Raw genomic sequence first — 23,158 nt, forward strand, 5'->3', positions numbered from 1 at the left:
TTAGTTATTGTTTCTTTACCAGTGTGTTGCCTTTGATCTTCCACTTGCCTTTGCTGTCAGGTTCTAGTATATATGTAACCGACATCACTTCCTCTCCTCCGCTCTTATTAACGGTTTTCAAATTGACCATTACCTTTGCCGTTTTGTTATCATTTGATATTACCTTTGGATCTGACTCAATTATAAACTTATCGGTATCTTTATAATTCTTTTTAAAAACGTTTACGGAACGGTTGCTCCAAAGCTTGCTCGCTTCCGACATGTTTTTATCGAAGTCTCCACCCTCTGTGCCACGCTTTATATATTCCAGATAATCATCTATGGTAGCTTTTGGGTTGTCAAGCCGTGTGTTAAGTTCTTTTTCTTTTTGAACGTCCTCTTTCTTCTCTTCTTTTTTCTTCTCTTCCGTTTTTACAGAATCTTTTTTCTGCTCTTTTGATGATGTATCCGTTTTAACGCCGGTTGAATCGAGCATCTGTTCTCTTTTTCGCAATTCCTCCTCCTTTAATCTGAGAAACTCTTCTCTTTCCTGGAGTTCCTTTTCTTTATCAGCGGAATATTCTTGAGGCGGTTTGTAATCTCCGTCTTCTTCTTTTCCGCAGGACGTTAATGTAAGTGAAGCTCCTAAAAAAAGGATTATTGGAAGGTATTTCATAATTCCATTATTATTTTTGCCCGATGCAATACTTATCTTATAGTTTTCAAAATACTTTATTTGATTTTTATATTCAATTTATAAAATCCCCTGAATTATTGAAAATCAAGAGATTACAAGCTAAAAGTATGGGATTTTATAAGATTTAGTAACTTGATAAATGCAACGGGTTGTGTTAATTTTGAATTTGCAAAAAATTTTAAAGTTCTCATAAAACAATATGTCCTCAATATACAAAGAGCCCGCTCCTTACCGTAAAGACCAGCCGAATCCGTTTGAATCGATGCTTGTCAGGTTTGACAAAGCTGCTGCAATGTGCAATCTGGAAGAAGGGCTTTATAATTATTTGAAACACCCTGTCAAGCAGGTTATTGTTTCTATCCCCGTTACTATGGATAACGGTAAGATCGAGGTTTTTGAAGGGTACAGAGTTATTCATGATAATATACTCGGTCCTTCTAAAGGCGGTATAAGATACGCGCCTGATGTTGATATACATGAAGTGAAAGCTCTCTCGTCATGGATGACATGGAAGTGCGCAATTGCTAACCTTCCGTTTGGCGGCGCTAAAGGCGCAGTGAAATGTGATCCCAGCAAGCTCTCTATGGCAGAGCTCGAGAGGTTAACAAGAAGGTACACAGCGAACATGCTGGAAATATTCGGACCGGACACAGACATACCCGCTCCCGATATGAATACAAACGAGCAGGTCATGGCATGGATCATGGATACATACAGCATGCATATGAGAACTACCGTAACCGGAGTGGTCACGGGTAAGCCGACCATCATCGGTGGTTCGCTTGGCAGAAGAGAAGCAACAGGCAGAGGTGTAATGATAGCTACCCTAGCTGCACTCGAAAAGCTTGGATTAAAACCGCAGGAAACAACATGCGCTATTCAGGGATTTGGTAATGTAGGTTCGGTGAGCGCCGCGCTTCTAAGAGAAAAAGGAGTAAGGATTGTTGCGGTGAGCGATATATCAGGGGGATACTATGATAAAAATGGAATCGACGTAGACCTCGCTATCGAACATTGTGCGCAGCACAAGGTTCTTGAAGGAGGTAACTTTGGATCCAATATTACCAATGAAGAACTTCTAGAGCTCGATGTAGATATACTTATTCCTGCCGCAAGCGGTGACCAGATCACTGCGGAAAACGCAGATAAGATTAAAGCAAAGTTGATCGTCGAAGGTGCGAATGGTCCTACAGCCGCAGATGCCGACGAGATCCTCGAAAAGAAAGGTGTAATGGTTATCCCTGATATACTGGCAAATTCAGGCGGTGTGATCGTTTCCTATTTCGAGTGGGTTCAGGACAGACAGGCATATTTCTGGACAGAGAACGAGGTAAATACCAGATTAAACAGGATGATGACCGAGGCATTCAATAAAGTGTATGCAACGGCAGAAAAATATAATACTACATTGAGGCTTGCCTCATATGTCTATGCGATCCAGAAAGTTTCATCTGTATTGAAACTAAGAGGTATATATAGTTAGTATAATCTAGAGTCAGACGGGTTATGAAATGAAACTTATTTTATCATCAATAGCTTTTACTTTTTTAATACCGTTCTTTGTTTTTTCACAGAGTTCTCTTGTTAGAAATATCGAGGTATACGACAATATCGTTAATAAAACCTTTGATGAACTCGAAAACCGGATCGTACTTGCCGGCAGTGATAATCTTTACGAGGTCAATCTCGGTGATGCTCTCGACGGCGACGATTATATTCTTACTAAACTGAGGCAAAGATTTAATAGGTATAACATGGTATATGGGTCCGGCTACGATAGTGTATTCGCTGATGTAAGGATAGACAGCATCAAGTTAAATACCCGTTATAAGAATATCAGCACGTCAAAAGTTCTCGGTGACAAAACGGTAGACAGGGAGATATCTGTTTCATATTATGTGAGCCTCGTTAGAAAAGACGACGGCACAGTTCTTTATTCGGAAAAGATAACGGAATCCTCAAAAGATAATTTCAAGCTTGACGATCTCAATAGAGTAGAGTCAGGGAATTACGGATTTTTAAAGGGGTCTCTTCCCGAAGAGAGTTTTATGGGTAAATATCTACTCCCAATAGTACTACTGGGAGCCTCTGTGATAACAATTGTTTTATTCTTTGTAATAAGAAGCGAATAGAGTTTAATTTAAAATAACCGGCAATTTGATAAATAGAAATATTCACGCAACACGGATGCTTAGCATGATGCGTATATTTGTTTTGTTGATGTTCTCACTCACTTTATACTCATGTTCATCTGCTGATAAGACAGACATAAATACCGATGATCCCGAAAGAGCCTTTTATATTGCGAAAGGAAATTATGACAAGAAAGATTATCAGCAGGCAATCCAGGATTTCTCATACATCAAGGTAAAGTTTTCAGGTAGTAAAATAGTTGATAAAGCGCAATACTATCTTGCGATGAGCTACTATAAGCGCGGCGAATATATCCTTGCTGCATACGAGTTTGATTATTTCCTGAAAAATTATCCCACGAGTGAATTTAGCGAGCAGGCAAGATACGATGTAGCCATGTGCTACTATAGCCTTTCTCCCGTATATGACCTCGATCAGACCTATACCAGGTATGCGATCACAAGCTTTCAGCTGTTCCTTGAGCTATATCCGAACAGTACGCTTGCGCCGGATGCCGAGGCAAAGATAGACGCACTGAGAGATAAACTTGCCGAAAAGTTATTTATGAGTGCAGAGGTTTACAAGAAAATGGATGATTATAAAGCGGCAATTATTTATTACGACGAGATATTAAATGAGTACTTCGATTCCGATTTTGCTGATGATGCGTTATATGAAAAGATCGTTATTCTCTCGGATAGGAAAAAATACGAAGACGCAAGAAAAGAGATCATAAGATTTGAAGAGAAATTCAGCTCAAGTCCTTACATGGGCAGAGTTAGCACAATTAAAAGCAGGATTCCACTAACAGATGGAAACTAAGATAAAAACAGTCAAAGCTTCACAAGTTCAAAAGATAGAGCTTGTTTTGCCGAATGACACAAACATACTTGGCAATCTTCTCGGTGGTAGGCTAATGCACTGGATTGATATTGCCGCCGCACTTTCTGCATCCCGTCATTGTAATAGTGTTGCCGTTACAGCAGCGGTGGATAATCTTAACTTTCACCACCCGATAAAGCTCGGCGACATTGTTCTGCTTAAAGCATCTGTAAATAGGGCTTTCAGCACTTCCATGGAGGTTGGTGTCAAAGTAGAGATTGAGAATTTTATGACAGGCGAAATATTGCACTCTAACAGCGCTTATCTTACTTTCGTAAGCATCAACAGGGAAACAATGAAGCCTCAGCCCGTACCACCTATAGTACCTGAGTCCGAAGAAGAAAAGAGAAGATACGAACAGGCTCTTAGAAGAAGAGAACAAAGGCTTAGTGAAAAACACGGCATAGTTCATTAACCGCAAAGGGGATAATGAACCCATTATTACTCAAATGTGAAGATCTTGCCCATTCATTTTATGGGAAAACTCTCTTTAAAGGGGTCACCCTGGAGTTATCGCCGGGAAGTTCCCTTGCCATAACCGGAAAAAACGGTTCCGGAAAATCCACTCTGCTTAAAGTTATTGCAAATCTCATACATCCCGCGCGCGGAAAAGTAGCATTATATTCTGGAGAAAAAGAAATTCCGGCTGATGACCACTATTCATATATGGGCATGGCGGCGCCTTATCTAAACCTGTATGACGAACTAACAGGACAGGAAAATTTGGAGTTTTTTTCTTCCTTAAAAGGCGGTGAAGCCTTTAGGACCGAAACCCTTCTAAAAGAGGCCGGCATATATGACAGCAGAAATAAGTCGATGAAGAACTATTCTTCCGGCATGAAGCAGAGGCTAAAGCTTTGCTTTGCGCAGATAGGAAAACCGGCGATACTACTATTGGATGAACCAACGACCAATCTCGATAAGGAAGGGTCGGACGTTGTTGTGAATATAGCTTCACGACAAAAAGAAAAGGGCATCTTGATAATAGCTACAAACGATCCGGCAGAAGCTGCGCTTTGTGAAAAACAAATTAACGTCGAAGATTACAGATGAAAGGATTTAGCTCGGCAATATTGATCTTTAAAAAAGACCTTCGCTCTGAGCTTAGGATGCGCTATGTCATTAACGCGCTCATTATGTTCGTACTTGTAACAATATCAATAATACGATTTGCTGTTGGTGATGAAAAAGTTGAGAAGGATATATTGAATGGTCTGCTGTGGGTTGTTATCTTCTTTGCTTCATCGGGCGGTCTTTCGAGAACCTTTGTGAAGGAAGAGGATAAGGAAACCTCATTCGCACTTAAGCTATCTGCTAAACCCACTGACATATTCCTTGGAAAATTCTTGTATAATCTCGTGCTGAGTTTCGCATTAAACATTATGGTGATCCTTCTATTTATAGCGATCATGGATTTTGAGATACAGAATATCCTCTCATTTGTTGTCGTCCTTATTCTTGGGAATTTCGGACTGGTTGTCTCTTCTACTGTCATTGCTTCTATTATAGCAAAAGCTGATTCAAAGGGTACATTATATCCTGTATTATCATTTCCCATACTATTACCCTTACTGTTATCGGTTATAAATGCATCAAAATTAGCAAGTTACGGAGCTTCTCTGGGGGCGATTTCCGGTGAGCTTATGATCCTTATATCATATTCTATTGTGGTTTTGACTACGTCCGTCTTGCTTTTTAGTTTTATTTGGGAAGATTAATTAGAGAATCCGCTTTGTGTTTCATATAATTATGTAATTCGTAATTTTTGTATAAATCAACATTATGCGTTTTAAAATCTATCCGGTAGTTTTTATCCTCTTCGTTTTTCTATTTTTCTCATGTAATACACAGGATAAGCAGGAGATGCCATCGGGAGACAAGAATGCCCCGCATAGTTTTGATTCGGAAGGCGATCAGGACGCCGGTAGATTGATGAAGGAAGCAGATTTCGAATACGCTAAGTACAAAGAAACTCCCAATGATAACTCAAAGAGTTCTGCCGAAAAGAAATGTATGGAGACTGCAATGTACCTGATGTATGATGCCCAGCTTCCGCCCAAAGACAAGTATAAATCGGCATTAAAATATTTCAGAATAGTATTAAAGCTCGATCCGGGTAACGAGGAAGCTAAGATGAACAAAGATAAGATAGAAGAAATATACGAACAAATGGGGAAGCCTGTTCCCGAAACGGAGATATAGTATATGAATATTATATTCAGAATAGTCTTATTCGTACTGATGACGGGTGTCATTATTGCCGGATTCCTTGTCGAGATCCCCTACATGCCTGCCCTCAAAGACACCGCGCGTGTGTTGTATTTCCACGTACCGATGTCCTGGATAGGAGTAGTAGCATTTTTTATGTCGATGATATATTCCATCAAATACCTCCGTGGCAAGGATATCATTAATGACATCAAAGCCGCTTCGGCTGCGCAGATGGGATTTGTATTTTGTATTCTGGCAACCGTGACAGGCTCTGTCTGGGCTAAGTTCACATGGGGATCTTTCTGGAATTGGGATCCGAGGCAGACGTCGATTTTCATTCTGCTTTTGATATATGGCGCATACTTTGCTCTGAGGTCATCCATCGACTCCCCCGATAGAAAGGCAAGACTGTCGTCTGTATATGCCATCATTGCCTTTGTTACTGTACCGTTTTTTGTTTTCATTATGCCGAGGATAGTTGAATCCCTCCACCCGGATCCTATTGTGAATTCATCGGGAAAGATACACATGGATGGAAAAATGCTGACGATATTTCTTACCTCGCTGTTCACGTTCACGCTCCTGTTTTTCTGGATATATAATCTCAAAGTCCGGGTTGAGAAACTTAATTATGAAAAAAATAAAAAGGATATAATCTAATGTTCGATTCTCTATACGATTTTTTATCCATAAATGATGTTTATATAGTCCTTGTGATAGTGCTGATAATCTGGTTTGGTATATTTTATCAATTGAACAGGATCGATGCCAAAATTAAGAAACTCGAAAGGGAGAATTAACTGTTTATAGTTTTATGATAGGAAAGATACTCGTATATATAGCTTTTACACTCGCGGTAACCTCTGGGATAAGCTTCTTTTCAGTTCACAGGGGAAAAGATAAACTTATAAAGTACGCACGTATTTTCTTTATATCCTCAGTGATATTTATTCTGGCTATTTCAGCTTTCCAGATGTATAATATACTTACTCACCAATTCCAGTTTACTTATGTATGGGAGCAGAGCAATCGTGAGCTTGGGCTTGGACTCCTTATGTCCACATTTTATTCCGGGCAGGAAGGAAGCTTTATGCTGTGGACTCTTCTTACTTCAGTGGTGGGTCTCTTTCTCCTGAACTACGTCCGTAAAGGTGACAGGCTGGAGCCGCAGGTTATGAGTGTGTTTAGTCTCATTCTTGCTTTCCTTACTTTTATATTAATATTGAAGTCCCCGTTCAATTATGTCTGGGAATCATTCCCCGAAGTCCCCCTCGGGTACATTCCTCCCGACGGAAGGGGATTGAATCCTCTATTGCAGAATTTCTGGATGCAGATACATCCTCCGACGCTGTTCACAGGCTTTTCAGCTATGTCTGTACCATTCTGTTTTGCCATTGCGACCCTGATGCAGAATAAATACGATGATTGGATCAAGTTTTCAATGCCATGGCTCTTATTCGCGGGCGGAATACTTGGTCTTGGCATCATGATGGGCGGTTACTGGGCGTATGGCGTGCTCGGATGGGGCGGCTACTGGGCGTGGGACCCGGTAGAGAATTCTTCGCTCATTCCCTGGATAGTCATCGTTGCGGCAATTCATACTTTCCTTGCGCAGAAGAGGACCGGCGGATATAAAAAGACTAACCTTGTTTTATGTATCCTGGCATATCTGCTAGTGCTTTATTCGACCTTCCTTACACGAAGCGGTATCCTGGGCGATTCTTCCGTACACTCTTTCGTAGATCCGGGATGGATGGTCTATTGGTCCCTTCTTGCATTCATAGGAGTGTTTATCCTTATATCTATTATTGCTTTTGCATACAGGTTCAAAGAATTAAAAGCTTTGTCTAAAGGTGAGAGTCACCTTCTTACACGTGAATCAGCGCTCTTTGTTGGCTCCCTGACCTTATGTGCCGCGGCTATTGTGGTCTTTGCGGGAACAAGCTGGCCCATACTTAAATCCGGTACTATTGATCAGGATTTTTATAATAGGATGAACCTGCCAATTGCCATTCTGATTGCTTTTATTAACGGCATCAGTATACTTCTAAAATGGAAGACCACCGACGAAAAGAATTTCTTCCGTGAGTTGTTATTCCCGTTGTTACTAGCTGTTATAGTAACAGTCGGTCTTGTTATAATCGGCGTTCAGGATTTTCTATTTGGACTTTTCGCGCTCGCCGCCTTGTTCGCGTTCTTCGTCAACGGCGAATTCCTTGTGAACCGCATCATGAAAAAGAAAGGCGTAAGCGGAGCATTCACAGCCCATATTGGAATAGCGCTCTTATTCCTTGGAGTAATAGCATCTTCACGTTACAGCGAAGAGGTTAATATCACGCTCCCGCTAAATCAACCTGCAGATGCATTTGGCTACAGGCTTACTTATCTTGGCGCGACCGAGTTCGACGATCCTAATAATCAAACCGACACCAAATATCATTTCAACGTGATGGTGGAAAAGGACGGTAAACAGTTCCTGCTCCAGCCCATTATGTATTTCAGCAAGTTCTCCAATGGCGTAATGAAGAACCCCGACATTGCAAATCTTTTCACGCGGGATCTTTATCTGTCACCAATGGGTCTTGTGGAGCCGGAAGCATTCAAGCAGGAAGATCTTTATGAGTTTCATAAAGGTGAAACAAAAAAGATCGGTGGTATGGATGTCGAGTTTATCGATTTTGATTTCGGCGGTATTCAAATGGGCGGTGCTGAAGTTCAAAGCGGTAACTTTACCGTCGGTGGAAAAATAAAAGTATCCGATGGAAAGTTCACCGAAACGATAATGCCTGAAGTAAAATACGCTAACGGAACCCCCGAATACAAAACTGCATCGATGTCAGGCGTTGATCACATTCACTTTTACCTGGTAAAGATGAATGTAAATGATCCCGGCGCAGAAGACGGTGCGACAGCTACCATTGCTGTAGTAAATGATACCGAAAAAGAGAATAATTCTACTGAAACCGAATCACTTGTCTTAACTGCATCAATAAAACCTTTCATTAATATCCTCTGGTCGGGTACTGTTATTATGGTACTTGGCTTCCTTTTATCCATTATTAAGCGCCGAAAAGAGCTAAAATCCTAACTTTTCGACTTCTTTTTTTAGAGCAAATTTTTTTGTTTTTACGCTTGTTTATATCAATTATTTTAAGTAAGTTATTAGGTGTTCATACTAACTCTATTATATTAATGGTAGTTAGGAATTGAGAGAAAACACTGAACTTACTCAATCTCTCACTTCATCTTCACTTACTTTGGGAGTTTAAAAATGAAGTTTTCGTTCTTTTAATCTAGTAAAACCTCCCTTAAGTTATGCTTGGGTTTCCTCTTTTATTTGAGGAAACCTTTTTTATTTTATATTAATTATAAGGATAGATATTTTATGAAGATGAAGCACCGATTCCTGCTAATATCAGCCATTTTTTTGCTTTCCTGTCCATATATCTACTCACAGGCAAAGATCACCGGAATAGATTTCCATGGAAATAAATTCTTCAATAAAGGTGACCTCTTTAATTTTATGGTGCTAAAGGAGGACAAAGATTTTATACCATCACAGCTCGACCTTGATCTCATCTCAATCAGGGAAAGCTACAAACGTAACGGCTTCCTTTTTGCGAAAATAGACAGCTCCATCGTATATTATGATTCGGATTCGTCTTATGCGAATATCGATATTTACATCCACGAAGGTGAACGTGTCGAGATTGGGCGGATCGTGCTGGAGGGCAATAGCAGGTTTTCCGACGCGCGCCTTCTACGCTTGTTCGAAACCAAACCCGGCGATGTACTGGATGAGAATACACTTAACGTCGATATATCCGAGATGCTTTCGTTTTATGAATTGCAGGGACTTCCCTTTGCAAAAGCGACGATAACGGGAATTTCCATATATGACGACGACGCAAAAAAGAAACTCGAGATAGATATAGACATTGATGAAAACTCGCGCGTGCAAATAGACGAGATAAGGATAAAAGGAAACGACGTTACTAATGATGACGTCATCTTACGCGAGTTGAGGCTCGGTAAAGATAAGTATATTACAAATGAAGAGCTGGAGGAATTCCAGGACAGGCTCGAGAAGCTGAACATTTTCAAAGAAGTAAAACCCCCGAAGATATATACGATCAAGGGCAAGAATAAGTCCGGTCTGCTCATTGAAGTGGTCGAGGGTAATACAAGCACCTTCGACGGCATAATCGGTTACGTACCTCCTGCCGATAATGAGGAAGATGGGTATTTCACCGGGCTGGTGAACCTCTCATTCAGGAATCTCTTCGGTACCGGCAGAAAGATCGAAGCGCGCTGGCAGCAGGAGGTACGTGAGACGCAGGAGCTTCAGTTTGCTTATTACGAACCGTTCTTGTTTTCTTATCCTGTGAATGTTGGTCTTGGCTTTCTCCAGCGAATACAGGATACAACATACACTCGCAGAAAAGTTGATCTAAAAGGTGACTATCTATTGTCTGAGAAGTTCACCGTATCCGGGTTGTTCGGGTATGACAGGATTATTCCGGCTGATAACACTTCATCTCCTTTTATTATAGCTGATTCCCGTACTCTTATTTCGGGTATCGAGATAAAGTTTGATAACAGGAATGATGTTTATTTCCCATCGTCCGGTCAGCATTACACGACGAGCTATCTTTACGGTGACAAAAAGATATTCAATCTAGACGAGCTCGACTCGCTCGGCTATAAAGAAAACTACTCTATACAAAAATACACCATCGATCTGTATAATTACTTCTCATTCTTCAAAAGAACCGCATTGTTGTTCAGGGTTTTTGCAGGTGAAGTGAGAGGCGACAGGCTGGAGGATTCCGACCTATTCCGTATAGGCGGTCTGAGAACGGTACGGGGCTACAGGGAGGAGCAGTTTCTTGCTTCTCGTGTTGCATATTCAAATCTCGAATTCAGACTTGCGGTTTCGCGCAGGAATTATTTCTTCGGTTTTTATGATTTTGGGTACTTCGAGCGTCCGGCTGACCCTGCGAATAACTTCCCCGAACAAAACGAGTTCATCTTCGGCTACGGGCTCGGTGTTACGATTGAAACGGCTCTCGGACAGATCGGTGTCAGCTACGCGCTCGGTAAAGGCGATGGCTTACTTGACGGCAAGATTCACTTTGGTCTGGTGAATAACTTCTAATACAATATTATCCTCAAAGGCTCATTTATTTTGCTGCCGAATACTTCCTTGCCGATCTTGCACTGATTACACCTTCCTTTAATGCAATAAAAATTATGTAATTGTATTATTCCCTGCTCCTGTGATATGGACCGTATCCTGAAATCCAGCTGTCTCTCCATTACTTTCGTCACTTCATTACCTGAAGTTTTCTTGGTGAACAGGTAAGCATCAAGTACCTTATCCTCAAGTTCCTTTTTATTAAATACCTTACAGTAAAGAAAAAGGATAGGCAGTATCACATTTGTCAATATATCCGTTATCCTGTCTTTCCCGATGGATACATCTGATGCTCTCTTCTTTACTTTCCCGAAATTATAATGCTCCATCCAGTATGGATTCGGCTCGATAGAGGAGAATATTTCACCGATCTTTTTAGTAGGCTTATCGCTCTTTTCAAAGGATAAGACGACCTCTTTAAAGAAATCCTTGTAAGCTATCTCATATAATAACGCCGATGCATAAGCCAGCCGGAGAGTAGGGAAGTTAGCCGGTCTCAGCCTGAAGAAGTGCCATTCCGACTTATCCATGGATTCAATATTGAGCTTCTTTCTTACTTCCTCTCTGCTCTTTTTGAGTTTCGTGATGTACTCATCCTTGTATCTCAGCTCTTTCATGAATCCTGCCGTACCGAACATAAGCGCGTCCGTTTGCATTCGCGACAGTTTCAACCGTTTTATTTTACTTACATCTATCCTTTCCGAGAGCTTCCTGAACTGCTCCTTGTTCTTAGAATATCCCAGCGCTTCACAAATAAACTCGAACAGCATTTGCTCCCACTTTGCCTTCTCTGTCCGCAGGTTAACCATTCTTTCCAACCGGCTCTTTATTCTTCGTGTCTTATATCTTAATCTTTCTACGCTGAGCTCTTCCACCCAGCTTTTCTTTATATTATTATCGACGGTAGTTCCTTCCGGGTAGCACGGCAGAGTAAATCTCTCTGAAGGAGTATCGATTATCTCCTTCCAGATACTATGTATGGATGAAGTAAGAAATTCGGATAATATTATTGTAGGTATCTCGCGTGATTTTTTTGCTTTTGGGAGTTGACCTTTCTCTTTCTCATCCGCCCACATCACCACCTGCAGTATGACCTTATTATATTTGCCGTCACCTTTGTGTCTGTGCGCTTTCCAATCCGACATTGTCCTGTGGATCTCGATATCACCGGTATAAATTACATTGTGAATGTTTACCTTTGCGCCTTTGTAATCCGGTCCGGAATCGGTATTCCTTTTTCCATGGTCCATGATCTCGACCAATCTCCCGTCGGTAGTCCTTATATCCTTGTAATAACTGGGATTTTCCCATATCCTTGAGATGAAATTCTCATTAAGATTTAGTTTTTCCATTAATATTTATATGGGATTTTTATAAATTAATTCCTTTATCGGCTAATAACTAATTAAAAATACTAAAAATTATGCAAAAATTTAGAATCAATTTGGTGGTTGTTTTGCTGGCTGCCATAGTGTTTTATTCGTGCGGTGAAAAAAAGATGACCGAAGAAGAATATCTTAATAAAGCACAAACCGAACTGGAAAACAAACAATACCAGGAATCGATCGCCACTTTTAGAGAGCTGATAAAGAATTATCCCCAATCAAAAAACGCCATTTTCGCATATAATCAGATTGCCGGAATTTACATGGAAAACCTTACCGATTTCCAATCAGGTATTCAGGCTTACCGTGATCTATACGCTGCATTCCCTGACACAAAAGAAGGAAAGAATGCTTTATTCATGGTTGCGTTCACTTATGATGAGAAGTTGCAGGACAAGGACAATGCTGTGAAATCATATAAAGAATTTCTCGCCAAATTCCCGGAAGATACAGACCCCAATGAAAAGATGAGCGAATCCGCAAAGATGATGATCGAAGTGCTCGAATCTGGCAAATCCGTCGAAGAGCTTATCGAGCAGAAGATCATGGAGAATGAAAAGAATAATCCGCCGACGAAGGAACCTCAGAAAGAAGAAGGTAGTAATATAAAGCAGGTTCCCAAAGACGAGCAAAAAACGGAAACAAAAAAACCGCCAACAGGTAAAGAAGGCGAAACTAAGTCAAACGACGAAAAGGAACAGAAGAATAAATAACAAAGTTGTTCTCGATGCGTAGGATGTAAGACGGAACCGGATTAAATGATGTCAAATACAGATTATAGAAAATATTTAGACCCTTCGGTGATAGCCAGGCTATCGGGGCTCGACCTCAAAGCCAGGCTTGTCGTCGAAGGGTTTTTAACTGGTCTCCATAGATCACCTTATCACGGATTCAGTGTGGAGTTTGCCGAGCACAGGCAGTATATGCCCGGTGACGATCTGCGCCACCTCGACTGGAAAATTGTCGCCCGCTCCGAGCGTTATTACATCAAGCAATACGAAGAGGAAACCAACCTTAAGTCCTACGTACTCCTCGATATCAGCCGATCTATGGATTACTCGTCGGCAAACGCTATATCTTCCGGCGGGGTGATGGATAGGATTTTCAGAAAAGATCAGAAAGATAATCCCCAAAAAGGGAAGACAGGACTTACAAAACTTGAATACTCGTCTTACCTTGCCGCGTCGCTCTCATATATGATGCTTAAGCAGAACGATGCTATATCACTTACTACTTATGATACTGCTATCCGTTCATACATACCGCCTCGCTCTACAAACTCGAACTTAAGGCTTATATTAAAGGATATCGATTCCATTAAACCGGAAAACAAGACCGGAACAGCACGGTGCTTGAATGAAATAGCATCTAAGATCAACCGGCGCGGGCTCGTAATAGTTATCAGTGATCTATTCGATGATCCGACGGAAGTAATAAACGCGCTCAAGCATTTTCGTTATAAGATGAATGAAGTGATAGTCTTCCAGGTGCTGGATCCTGTGGAAATGAGCTTTCTTGATGGAAGCCCGGTGACCCTTGTTGACCTTGAGACCAGGGAAGAGCTTTTTTCACAACCCTTCGCTATACAAAAAGCCTACCGCGAAGCGATGAAAGATTTCGTGGAGAATTACAAAAAGGAATTCCGTAATAACCGTATAGACTATGTTCTTCTTTCTACGGACACTCCATACGACAAGGCTCTTTTAGGCTATCTCAATAAAAGAAGAAAGGTGATGTAATCTCTTACACCACCTTCCGTATTATAAATCCCTCAATACTTGATCCTAGTAAGCTCTTACTTTATCGTCCCATATAGGTGTTGTTAGCCTGTAATCTCCGAATCCTGTATTGTCAACAAATACAAATCGTCTGTTTATGTCATAATAGTCCCAGATCTCATAAGGCTTTGAATCTCCTTCAAACGGATGTCTTTCTATATTAGAAGGGTCACCGTAGATAATGTAAACCATTCCCATATCGGATTTCCATCCTTCGAAATAGTTCGAATATCTTTCATTCGCTATCTCTATGCGTTTATAATATTCCTGCATAAGTTCATTACGTGCTGTACCTGGTGACGGATCCTTTGATTTCCAGAATTGGATGAATTTCTTTTCCTTATCTTCTTTGGTCTTTGCTTTTTTTAGCTTGTCATATTCGTCCGAGGTTGCAATATATATTGTCTGTGAGATCGCAAGGTCGAGGTCCTTTACCGAGATAGGCAGTCCGCTCCATTTGAAATTAAAATCCTTCTTGGCGACCGTATTATCGTTGTTATCCTTTACTATAAGTTTATAATCTCCCGATAGCATGTTATCGGTCTTGAGTTCCTCTATTTTCTGATTCACACCCGGACTCAATACATAGTTGATGTCGCCTTTCATTATCTCATTATTATCCTTGTCATATACTTCATATCTGAAGCTCTTCTGCAAAGGAATATCCAGGTTATTATATACTTCGAAGAATAGATAGAATTTATTGAGGTCACCAACGTTCCTTGTTACCAGCGGAGTAATTGTCTTCTTGTTTTCAGCGTTATAACTGTAATTAGATACCATCATTATATCACTGAAATGAAGGTCACCCTCACTGAAATTCCCGACCGTAATTGGGGTGGTTTTTGTGTGTGACGTTCCGCTGTTCTTATCTACTACTTCGACCTGTAGGTCATAATCACCCGGTTGCAGATAAAAATTCTTGATAATAAACTCCGATGATCCGCTCGCATTCTTAAACTCCTTGTTGCTTTTGGATATCTTTGACGTGTTTGTTTCCTGCGAGACTATCTGATTATCCTGGTCGGTAATTATTATATCATATTCAAGGTTTGCTTCAAAACGTTTCTCGGATGATTTTTTTATGAACTGTACGTTTGACATCGGAACTTCGACGTAAACGTCCAGCCTTGCGGAAGAGTTTTCCTGGTTATAAAAGATCAACGGATCCAGATAGAAAAACTCCTTATCTTTTCCGTAATTTGTCAGCTCTTTATTCTCGAGTTGAGCAAATGCGCGGTTTGTGGCGAAAATGGCGAGTACCAGTATTACTGCTGTTATTAATCTCCTTCCATATCCCCCAGAGGTTTTTGCGGCTTTCATAAGCACCTCCTATTTGTTGAGAAAATATGGTTATTCCCGCAATATGCGGATTCTACATTTTTGAGGTTTCCCAAAAAAGTATCTATTGTAAAATTAGTTACTTTCTGCGAATAAGTCAAATTCTTCATAATCATAAATTTTTACTTTTCTTAGGGTTCCGATCTTCAGTCCAATATCAGCGTTTACGTAAACTTCCTGATCGATCTCCGGCGCATCCCTGTAAGTTCTGCCTATGTAATACCCGTTTTCTTTCCGGTCTATCATCACATCCACTACATTACCAATTGATTTTTCATTATTTTGCAGTGAAATCTCCCGCTGTGCGTCGAGTATCAGCTTTTGCCTCATCCTCTTCTCTTTTACGGGTATTCTATCGGGTAAGTTATAAGCGTGAGTAGATTCTTCGTGTGAGTAGGTAAATACGCCTAATCTGTCGAAACGAAATCCCTTTACAAAATCTAATAACTCATTAAAATCTTTTTCGGTTTCATCCGGATAGCCCGTTATTAAAGTTGTTCTTATGGCTACACCGGGTATTTTCTCTCTTAGCTTCTCGAGCAATTCTATCTGGCTTTTTTTGGTAATTCCTCTTCTCATTGATTTCAACACCGGGTCTGAAATATGCTGTATTGGTATGTCTATATATTTGCAAATGTTCGGGGTATTATTTATTACTTCCATAAGACCTTCCGGGAATCTCGACGGGTACGCATACATCAGCCTTATCCATTCTATGCCGTTCACTTTCGACAGCTCCTTCATCAGGTATGCCAGCCCTCTTTTCTTATCCATGTCAAATCCCCAATAAGTCGTGTCCTGCCCTATGATGATCAATTCCTTCACACCTTTCGATGCCAGCTTCTGCGCTTCCATAATTACCTGCTCAGCCGGTTTAGAAACATGCTTACCGCGCATTATCGGTATCGCGCAGAATGAACACGGGTTATTACATCCCTCGCTTATCTTTAGATATGCATAATGGTTTGGTGTTGAAACGTCTCTCTCGCCAATAAGATTACTTTTGTAATCGACACCAATTTCATTCAGCAGATCTACAAGCGTCTGTTTCTTATCGGTTGCTCCGAAATATTTATCCACTTCCGGTATCTCCTTTTCCAGGTCAGGCTTATACCTGTCCGAGAGACATCCTGCTACGTAAACATTCTTTACCTTTCCTTCATCCTTTTTCTTTACAGCGCGGAGTATAGTATTTATCGACTCTTCTTTTGCCTCCTGGATAAATCCGCAAGTATTTACGATCACTGTTTCACACTTATCCTCATCATCCACTATCTCAACATCATTATTTCTAAGCTGTGCGAGGATATGCTCCGAATCTACGAGATTCTTTGAGCATCCTAGAGTAATAAGCTTTACTTTGTCTTTTTTTACTTTCATAATTTATAATATGACAAAACCCTCCATTCCAAAGAACCGGAAGCGAGGGTTTATTGAATATACTCCGTAAGTACCTAAAATGATATGTAAATATATCGACAGCAGATTTTATTAATTATCAAGCAAATAGCTTTTTAATTGCTATTCTATGTCATTAAAATTAACTTTTTAATTAAAACTGTTTTTGTCTAATTACGTATTTATACCTCAGAGAACTCTTTAAGCTTGATGAATAGCAGGGAAAAGTCCATTCCTTCCAAATCCAAACTCGAAGATATTGCCCTCATAGATGACGCATTGGCGGGCGACCAGTCTGCGTTTGAAAAGCTGATGAATAAGTATTACCAGCATATCTTCAATCTCATCTATAAAATGATCTTCCGCAAAGAGGATGTAGAAGACCTTACGCAGGAAGCTTTCATCAAGGCATTCAATTCACTCGAAAACTTCGACCGCCAGTTCGCTTTTTCCACATGGTTATATAAGATTGCCACAAACAACTGCATCGACTACCTCCGTAAGAAAAAGCTCAGCACATTTTCTATAGATAAAGAGATCGCCTCGGAAGACAGCGATTTCAAATTCGAGATTCCCGATACCGAATACGTTCCTGATAATAAGATCATAGAGGAACAGCGTAAGAAAATAATAGACGAAGCGATTGAGAACCTTCCCGAAAAATACAAGAAGGTCATTGTACTGAGGCATAAAAAAGAAATGGAGTACGAGGAGATTGCCGAAAAACTCGAACTCCCGCTCGGCACAGTAAAGGCTCACATCTTCCGGGGCAGGGAACTCCTCAATAAATACCTCAAGAACAAGATTAAAAATTATTGATTATATTTAAGTATGAGTAATACCGCTACAGAAACCCCCTTAATGAAGCAGTACCGGCAGATCAAGCAGAAGTATCCCGATACTCTGCTCCTCTTCCGTATGGGCGATTTCTTTGAGACGTTCGAAGATGATGCCATAACTGCATCCAAGGTGCTCGGCATTACTCTTACTAAGCGCGCAAACGGTAAAGCTTCTGATGTCCCGCTTGCCGGCTTTCCGCACCATGCGCTGGATAATTATCTGCCCAAGCTAGTCAAAGCCGGTCTCCGTGTTGCCGTATGTGAGCAAATGGAGGACCCCAAGCTTGCTAAAGGTATCGTGAAGCGTGATGTCGTCGAAGTTGTTACACCCGGTGCGACTTTCTCCGAGAAACTTCTCGACCATAAATCTAACAATTTTCTCGCCTCTATTTATATTAATGGCGACGTGTGTGGGTTTGCATTCTGCGATGTATCTACAGGCGAGTTTGCCACTTCGGAAGTTCATATCAAACAGTTGAAAGAACAGGTCGAGATCATCGGTCCCTCCGAGATACTTGTCTCGAAAAAGGAAAAAGAAAAAGTTTTTCAGACGATAGGCTTCGACCCGGACGCATCATTCGATGAGAAGAAGAAATATGTTATTACTAAGATTGACGATTGGGTATTTAACAATGATTATGCTGTCGAGCTCCTGACGACACAGTTTAATACTAAGTCGTTAAAGGGCTTCGGTATAGATAACATGCGAGAAGGCATTATTGCCGCGGGATGTATCCTGAATTACCTTAATGAGACGCAAAAGACAAATCTCGAGCACCTAAAGAAGATCTATAATTATGACTATTCCGATTATATAATACTCGACCCGTCTACTAAGCGGAATCTGGAAATAACATCATCCATTTCCGAGGGCGGGAGGGAAGGAACACTTATCTCTATACTCGACTGTACCGAGACTGCAATGGGCGGACGCCTGCTTAAGAAATGGGTTTCCAGACCATTAAAGAAAAGAGAGCAGATCGAGCGAAGACTTGAAGCAGTGAGCGATCTATATAGTAATAAGCGCGAGAGGGAAGACCTTCTAAACGATCTAAAATCTGTTGCGGACCTGGAGCGACTACTCTCAAAAGTTTCCACCGGCAAAGCAGTACCGCGTGACATACTCCAGCTCAAAATTTCCCTGTTGCAGATAAATAACATTCGTGAGAAACTGGATAATTTCACCTCTAAATCCATTACGTCACTCAGACAGAATCTGATTGACATTCCCGAACTCACTAAAGAGATAGAGAAAGCGGTCAACCAGAACTTCATCGAAGGCAGAGATAATTACGGTGTGATAAACAAAGGTTACAATCCGAACCTGGATGAACTCAAGGACATTATGATCAACGGAAAAACCTGGATGGATAACTTCCAATCACGGGAAAGAAAGCGAACGGGAATAAATTCGCTGAAGGTTGCTTTCAACAAAGTCTTCGGTTATTACATTGATATCACACGCACTCATGCAGATAAAGTCCCGCAGGATTACATTCGTAAGCAGACCCTCGTCAATAGCGAGCGTTACATCACGCAGGAACTCAAGGAGTACGAAGACAAGATCCTCAACGCGGAAGAAAAGATCTCCGTCATTGAAAGCAAGATTTTTAACGACCTGCGATTGTTTATTTTGCAATTCACGGACGACATACAAAAGAACGCAATTCTCATTGCGACACTGGACACTCTGCTCAGTTTCGCGCAGGTATCGGAGATGTACCGTTACATTCGCCCTGAAGTAAATGATTCCGACGCTATAACCATTGCCGAAGGACGCCATCCCGTCATCGAACGCCTCCTGACGGCAGGAGAACAGTACATTGCTAATGACACAGCGATCGACACTGCTAATAACCAGATCCTGATCATTACCGGTCCTAATATGAGCGGTAAGTCAAGCTATCTCCGACAGGTGGGATTGATAGTTCTGCTTGCCCAGATAGGATGTTTTATTCCTGCTAAAAGCGCGAGTATCGGCATAGTGGATAAGATATTCACTCGCGTCGGGGCTTCGGATAATATTGCTAAAGGCGAAAGTACGTTCCTGGTCGAGATGCATGAAGCCGCGAATATACTCAATAACGCCACCTCAAAAAGTCTAATCCTTCTCGACGAGATAGGGCGCGGAACAAGCACATACGATGGTATCTCCATTGCGTGGGCTATGACGGAGTATCTTCACGAAAATCCTAATATTCGTGCCAAGACGCTTTTCGCAACACACTATCATGAACTCAATGCTCTCGCAAATCTCTATCCCCGAATAAAAAACTACCGAGTGGAAGTCCGCGAATACGGTGATAAGGTCATCTTCCTCCGAAAAATAAACGAAGGCACTGCCGATCACAGCTATGGTATTCAGGTCGCGCAGATGGCTGGTCTCCCGGATGCCGTCACAAAGCGCGCGAAGGAAATACTGAATTCCCTCGAAGACAAAGAATCCTCCCGCAAGAAAAAAGATCAATTGCAGGTCAGCTTGTTCGAAGTTGAGAAGAAGGAAGAAAAAGATGAGACAACAGACGAAGTAATTAAGATGCTGGACGAAGTTGATGTAAACAATATCACACCGGTAGAGGCTTTAAATATGCTGAAAAAAATTAAGGATAACTTATAAGCCCTTTATATTTCGTCAAAACCTTCGTTTCCATTATAGACATAATATGACCACTTATTGTGATAATCCTCAAAGGATTCTCCGAAAATTATCAATTGCTTTCTTAAACTTGAAAAGTCATTAAATACGTCTGCTAATTTAATTATTTTGGCGTAATGGGTAAGGTATGTTTCAATATCGGTTTCTTTTTTAGGATAGGTGATTAATACTTTTAGTGGACAATTTAAAAGAGAAAGCTTGGATATCTCATTATGAGAATAATTTATAACGTTTTCATGCTCAATCGCAACTGACGCGTAATTAACATACAAATAATCATCAGAAAAAAATTCGGTTATTAATTCTGTGTAAAAAATTGAATCGAATGACCAATAGTTAATAGTAGATTGTAAGTTTAATTTCTTAGCAACTTCATTCAGCAAACCTGGTTTTTCATAGGTCCCAAGCATTAGTCTTGAGTAGTCTGGAAATTTATTCCATAGCTCTGAAATAGTTCGTTCAGATTCTTCCACCACTATCTTAAAGTAATCCTTGAATTGTAACGGCGTAATAAGTCTCGATATCATAATTATTCTTTAAAAATTTAAAGCCGTCCTATTGGACGGCTCACTAATTCTAAAACTCTTCGACTCTATACTCTTTAAAAAACTCTATAAACCCTACTTTATATTATACTGCCATAATGCATCAGCCAGGTCCATTATTCCCTGTAACCTGGGCTGCAGTGAAGGGTCTATCTTTATTGCTTTCTTCCAGCTTGATATCGCCCTCTCGTAGTGCTTGTCATTATAATAAGCTATTCCCATGTTTACGTATGCCTCGGCATTGTCCGGCTGTTTCTTTACCACCACTTCAAAGTCCTCTATAGCTTCCTCATTATCTCCGTCACTCATCTTTACCACACCTCTTGAATAATATGCCTGCAGGTTATCCGGAAAAAGTTTTATTACTCTCGTAAAATCTTTTATGGACTTTTCGTATTCCTCCATTTTGAAATACGTCTCGCCCCTGTTATTATATGCCGGCGCGTAAGCCCTGTCTATGCTGATAGCCTTATTAAAATCCTTAAGCGCCTTCTCATAATTTTTCGCCGCGAAATATGCCAGCCCTCTATAGTTATATCCTTTGTGATCGTTCGGGAATATGTCGAGGAACTTTGAATAATACTCGATAGCTTCCTTATTCTCACCCTCTTCATACAGGTTCTTTCCCTGGTAAAAATAATTAAGTGCCTGCAGTTTCTTCTGGTCGGAATAATTTCCCAGGTCGGTTGACATCACGGTATTGATAGGGATTGCAAAGTTTAGATTATTCCCGCCTTTTAGTCCCAGAGCGGTTATGCCGATGAGTTCACCCTTCGAATTAAAGATAGCCCCGCCGCTGCTTCCCGGTGACAGGCTGGCGTCTATCTGTATCAAACTGCTTTTTATATCACCCAGCGATGTTCTGTATCCGCTCACGATACCCTTTGTGATCGTATTCTCGAGCCCCATTGGACTGCCTATTGCGTAAACCTCCTCGCCGATCTTTAAGTTGTCGCTGTTTCCAACCGGTATGTTTGCGCAATCCCATCCGTCGAGTTGTGCTATTACTACATCCTTTTCTACATCTACACCTATTATCGCGCTGTAATTTAGAGTGTCCTCGTCATGCACTACTATCATTTTCTCGGCTCCAGCAAATACGTGGAAGTTCGTTAACAGCATTCCTTTATCCTTGAGGATCACACCGCTGCCCTGACCCATTACTTCCCCGTTAAAATCGACCGGGTATATTACAACAATCGATTTATTATACATTTCGAAAATTTCTTCCGGCTTGAGCGATTGAGAGTGGACCGGCAGTGAAAAGAATAAAAATGCCAGCAAAAACGTGGTAATTAGTGCTCTCATGATTTCCCTTTATTAATTTGTGATAGTTGTTTTTTATAGATTAATATTGTAAGGTATGGGTTAATAATAATGTTTTTACACAATAATATCTACAAAATAAATCCTCCATATGGTCAAATTTTCATTCATTAAAAACCTCAAAAACATACAACAAATTACAATTTTTTTATTTGGGTTTATATTTTCCATTCTTTATTTTAATTTAAAATTAACTCCAAATAACTAAAATTATCGGAAAATGTCAGATCTACATGGTAAACTTGATCAGATCAAGTCAAAGGAAAACTTTCTCGAAAAAATAAAGAGATGGATCCCCGGCTACGACGGGTATGTTAATAGGGACAATTCACGCGAGCTCGATACCATACTCAGAAACCAGCTTGCAGCCAGGCTCGAAGACAATAAGACAAAAATTAAGAATACGGTTTTAAACCTGTCGAAAGATAAAAAACTTTTTGAGAGTCAGGACATTGATAAGCTCGACAAGAAAAACGAAAACGCTATTGCAAAGTTGAGGTCAGCTGCGCGCGGATATAGCGGAGCGTTCGACGTAGTTAAGATAAAAGAAGAAAAGCTTACACAGCTTTATGATTACGACGCTTCTTTGATCGGTGATGTCGAAGCTCTCAGCGGTCTTTTCTCAGAAATGGAAAATAACAGCGCTGCCGGCACGGACATAAAAGAAGCCGTCGGAAAGATATCTTCTACGCTTGATGACATGCTTAGAAAGTTCGACGCACGTGAAACATTACTGCGTGAATTTTAGTTAAATAAATAAAAAAAATTTTATTTTAATATAAACCACATAG

At 40.7% G+C, this 23,158-nt stretch carries 22 protein-coding genes; 16 read left to right on the forward strand and 6 right to left on the reverse strand.

What is annotated here, in order from left to right; translation table 11 throughout:
• Positions 1 to 4: 4 nt before the first annotated feature.
• The gene (locus tag H6614_09860) at positions 5 to 655 is read right to left on the reverse strand and encodes a hypothetical protein (GenBank protein MCB9243969.1); all 651 of its coding nucleotides are present in this window, start codon (positions 653 to 655) and stop codon (positions 5 to 7) included.
• Positions 656 to 875: 220 nt separating this feature from the next.
• Between H6614_09860 and H6614_09865 the strand changes: the two genes are divergently transcribed.
• The 11 genes from H6614_09865 to H6614_09915 all read left to right on the forward strand — a co-directional run bounded on the left by H6614_09865 (position 876) and on the right by H6614_09915 (position 11,060).
• Positions 876 to 2,159 (forward strand): Glu/Leu/Phe/Val dehydrogenase, encoded by a 1,284-nt coding sequence (locus H6614_09865; GenBank protein MCB9243970.1) that lies wholly within the window; start codon positions 876 to 878, stop codon positions 2,157 to 2,159.
• 28 nt (positions 2,160 to 2,187) lie between these two features.
• Positions 2,188 to 2,808: a hypothetical protein gene (locus H6614_09870; GenBank protein MCB9243971.1), complete on the forward strand. Its 621-nt coding sequence runs from the start codon at positions 2,188 to 2,190 to the stop codon at positions 2,806 to 2,808.
• A 25-nt stretch (positions 2,809 to 2,833) separates the two neighbouring features.
• Positions 2,834 to 3,631, forward strand: a complete 798-nt coding sequence (gene bamD, locus H6614_09875) for an outer membrane protein assembly factor BamD (protein ID MCB9243972.1) — start codon at positions 2,834 to 2,836, stop codon at positions 3,629 to 3,631.
• Positions 3,621 to 4,106 carry an acyl-CoA thioesterase gene (locus H6614_09880; GenBank protein ID MCB9243973.1) on the forward strand — a complete coding sequence of 162 codons (486 nt, stop codon included), beginning with the start codon at positions 3,621 to 3,623 and terminating at the stop codon, positions 4,104 to 4,106. The genes bamD and H6614_09880 overlap by 11 nt, the downstream gene beginning before the upstream one ends.
• 14 nt (positions 4,107 to 4,120) lie before the next feature.
• Positions 4,121 to 4,744, forward strand: a complete 624-nt coding sequence (locus tag H6614_09885) for an ABC transporter ATP-binding protein (GenBank protein MCB9243974.1) — start codon at positions 4,121 to 4,123, stop codon at positions 4,742 to 4,744.
• Positions 4,741 to 5,409 carry a heme exporter protein CcmB gene (locus tag H6614_09890; GenBank protein MCB9243975.1) on the forward strand — a complete coding sequence of 223 codons (669 nt, stop codon included), beginning with the start codon at positions 4,741 to 4,743 and terminating at the stop codon, positions 5,407 to 5,409. Before H6614_09885 ends, H6614_09890 begins: the two co-directional genes overlap by 4 nt.
• A 64-nt stretch (positions 5,410 to 5,473) precedes the next feature.
• Positions 5,474 to 5,893, forward strand: a complete 420-nt coding sequence (locus H6614_09895) for a hypothetical protein (GenBank protein MCB9243976.1) — start codon at positions 5,474 to 5,476, stop codon at positions 5,891 to 5,893.
• 9 nt (positions 5,894 to 5,902) lie between these two features.
• On the forward strand, positions 5,903 to 6,562 hold the full coding sequence (ccsA, locus tag H6614_09900) for a cytochrome c biogenesis protein CcsA (GenBank protein MCB9243977.1): 660 nt from the start codon (positions 5,903 to 5,905) through the stop codon (positions 6,560 to 6,562).
• Positions 6,562 to 6,702 carry a CcmD family protein gene (locus tag H6614_09905; protein MCB9243978.1) on the forward strand — a complete coding sequence of 47 codons (141 nt, stop codon included), beginning with the start codon at positions 6,562 to 6,564 and terminating at the stop codon, positions 6,700 to 6,702. The genes ccsA (H6614_09900) and H6614_09905 overlap by 1 nt, the downstream gene beginning before the upstream one ends.
• 14 nt (positions 6,703 to 6,716) lie before the next feature.
• Positions 6,717 to 8,990: a cytochrome c biogenesis protein CcsA gene (gene ccsA / locus H6614_09910; protein ID MCB9243979.1), complete on the forward strand. Its 2,274-nt coding sequence runs from the start codon at positions 6,717 to 6,719 to the stop codon at positions 8,988 to 8,990.
• A gap of 303 nt (positions 8,991 to 9,293) precedes the next feature.
• Positions 9,294 to 11,060 (forward strand): BamA/TamA family outer membrane protein, encoded by a 1,767-nt coding sequence (locus H6614_09915; protein MCB9243980.1) that lies wholly within the window; start codon positions 9,294 to 9,296, stop codon positions 11,058 to 11,060.
• Here the strand turns inward: H6614_09915 and H6614_09920 are convergent.
• The gene (locus tag H6614_09920; GenBank protein ID MCB9243981.1) at positions 11,057 to 12,451 is read right to left on the reverse strand and encodes a DUF2851 family protein; all 1,395 of its coding nucleotides are present in this window, start codon (positions 12,449 to 12,451) and stop codon (positions 11,057 to 11,059) included. The two genes, H6614_09915 and H6614_09920, sit on opposite strands and share 4 nt — an antisense overlap.
• 71 nt (positions 12,452 to 12,522) lie before the next feature.
• Here H6614_09920 and H6614_09925 point away from each other — a divergent pair, with 71 nt between their 5' ends.
• Positions 12,523 to 13,197, forward strand: a complete 675-nt coding sequence (locus tag H6614_09925) for a tetratricopeptide repeat protein (protein ID MCB9243982.1) — start codon at positions 12,523 to 12,525, stop codon at positions 13,195 to 13,197.
• A 48-nt stretch (positions 13,198 to 13,245) separates the two neighbouring features.
• Positions 13,246 to 14,223: a DUF58 domain-containing protein gene (locus H6614_09930; protein ID MCB9243983.1), complete on the forward strand. Its 978-nt coding sequence runs from the start codon at positions 13,246 to 13,248 to the stop codon at positions 14,221 to 14,223.
• Between the two features lie 45 nt (positions 14,224 to 14,268).
• Here H6614_09930 and H6614_09935 read toward each other — a convergent pair whose 3' ends face one another.
• Together H6614_09935 and rimO are read right to left on the reverse strand one after the other, a co-directional pair.
• Positions 14,269 to 15,585: a GWxTD domain-containing protein gene (locus tag H6614_09935; protein MCB9243984.1), complete on the reverse strand. Its 1,317-nt coding sequence runs from the start codon at positions 15,583 to 15,585 to the stop codon at positions 14,269 to 14,271.
• Positions 15,586 to 15,678: 93 nt separating this feature from the next.
• Positions 15,679 to 16,983, reverse strand: coding sequence for a 30S ribosomal protein S12 methylthiotransferase RimO (gene rimO / locus H6614_09940; GenBank protein ID MCB9243985.1), 1,305 nt, complete (start codon positions 16,981 to 16,983; stop codon positions 15,679 to 15,681).
• A gap of 228 nt (positions 16,984 to 17,211) precedes the next feature.
• Here rimO and H6614_09945 point away from each other — a divergent pair, with 228 nt between their 5' ends.
• Both H6614_09945 and mutS read left to right on the forward strand, forming a co-directional pair.
• Positions 17,212 to 17,820, forward strand: a complete 609-nt coding sequence (locus H6614_09945) for a sigma-70 family RNA polymerase sigma factor (GenBank protein MCB9243986.1) — start codon at positions 17,212 to 17,214, stop codon at positions 17,818 to 17,820.
• A 42-nt stretch (positions 17,821 to 17,862) separates the two neighbouring features.
• A complete protein-coding gene (gene mutS, locus H6614_09950; protein MCB9243987.1) occupies positions 17,863 to 20,457 on the forward strand; it encodes a DNA mismatch repair protein MutS in 2,595 nt (864 codons plus the stop codon).
• A gap of 5 nt (positions 20,458 to 20,462) precedes the next feature.
• On the opposite strand, the gene H6614_09955 is transcribed toward mutS, so the two are convergent.
• Positions 20,463 to 20,969: a hypothetical protein gene (locus H6614_09955; GenBank protein ID MCB9243988.1), complete on the reverse strand. Its 507-nt coding sequence runs from the start codon at positions 20,967 to 20,969 to the stop codon at positions 20,463 to 20,465.
• A gap of 147 nt (positions 20,970 to 21,116) precedes the next feature.
• Positions 21,117 to 22,349 (reverse strand): tetratricopeptide repeat protein, encoded by a 1,233-nt coding sequence (locus H6614_09960; protein MCB9243989.1) that lies wholly within the window; start codon positions 22,347 to 22,349, stop codon positions 21,117 to 21,119.
• 238 nt (positions 22,350 to 22,587) lie between these two features.
• On the opposite strand from H6614_09960, the gene H6614_09965 reads away from it, so the two are divergent.
• Positions 22,588 to 23,115: a hypothetical protein gene (locus H6614_09965; GenBank protein MCB9243990.1), complete on the forward strand. Its 528-nt coding sequence runs from the start codon at positions 22,588 to 22,590 to the stop codon at positions 23,113 to 23,115.
• The last annotated feature ends 43 nt before the right edge of the window (positions 23,116 to 23,158 follow it).

Source organism: Ignavibacteriales bacterium (genome assembly GCA_020635255.1).
Taxonomy (GTDB): domain Bacteria; phylum Bacteroidota; class Ignavibacteria; order Tepidaquicellales; family Tepidaquicellaceae; genus JAEYVS01.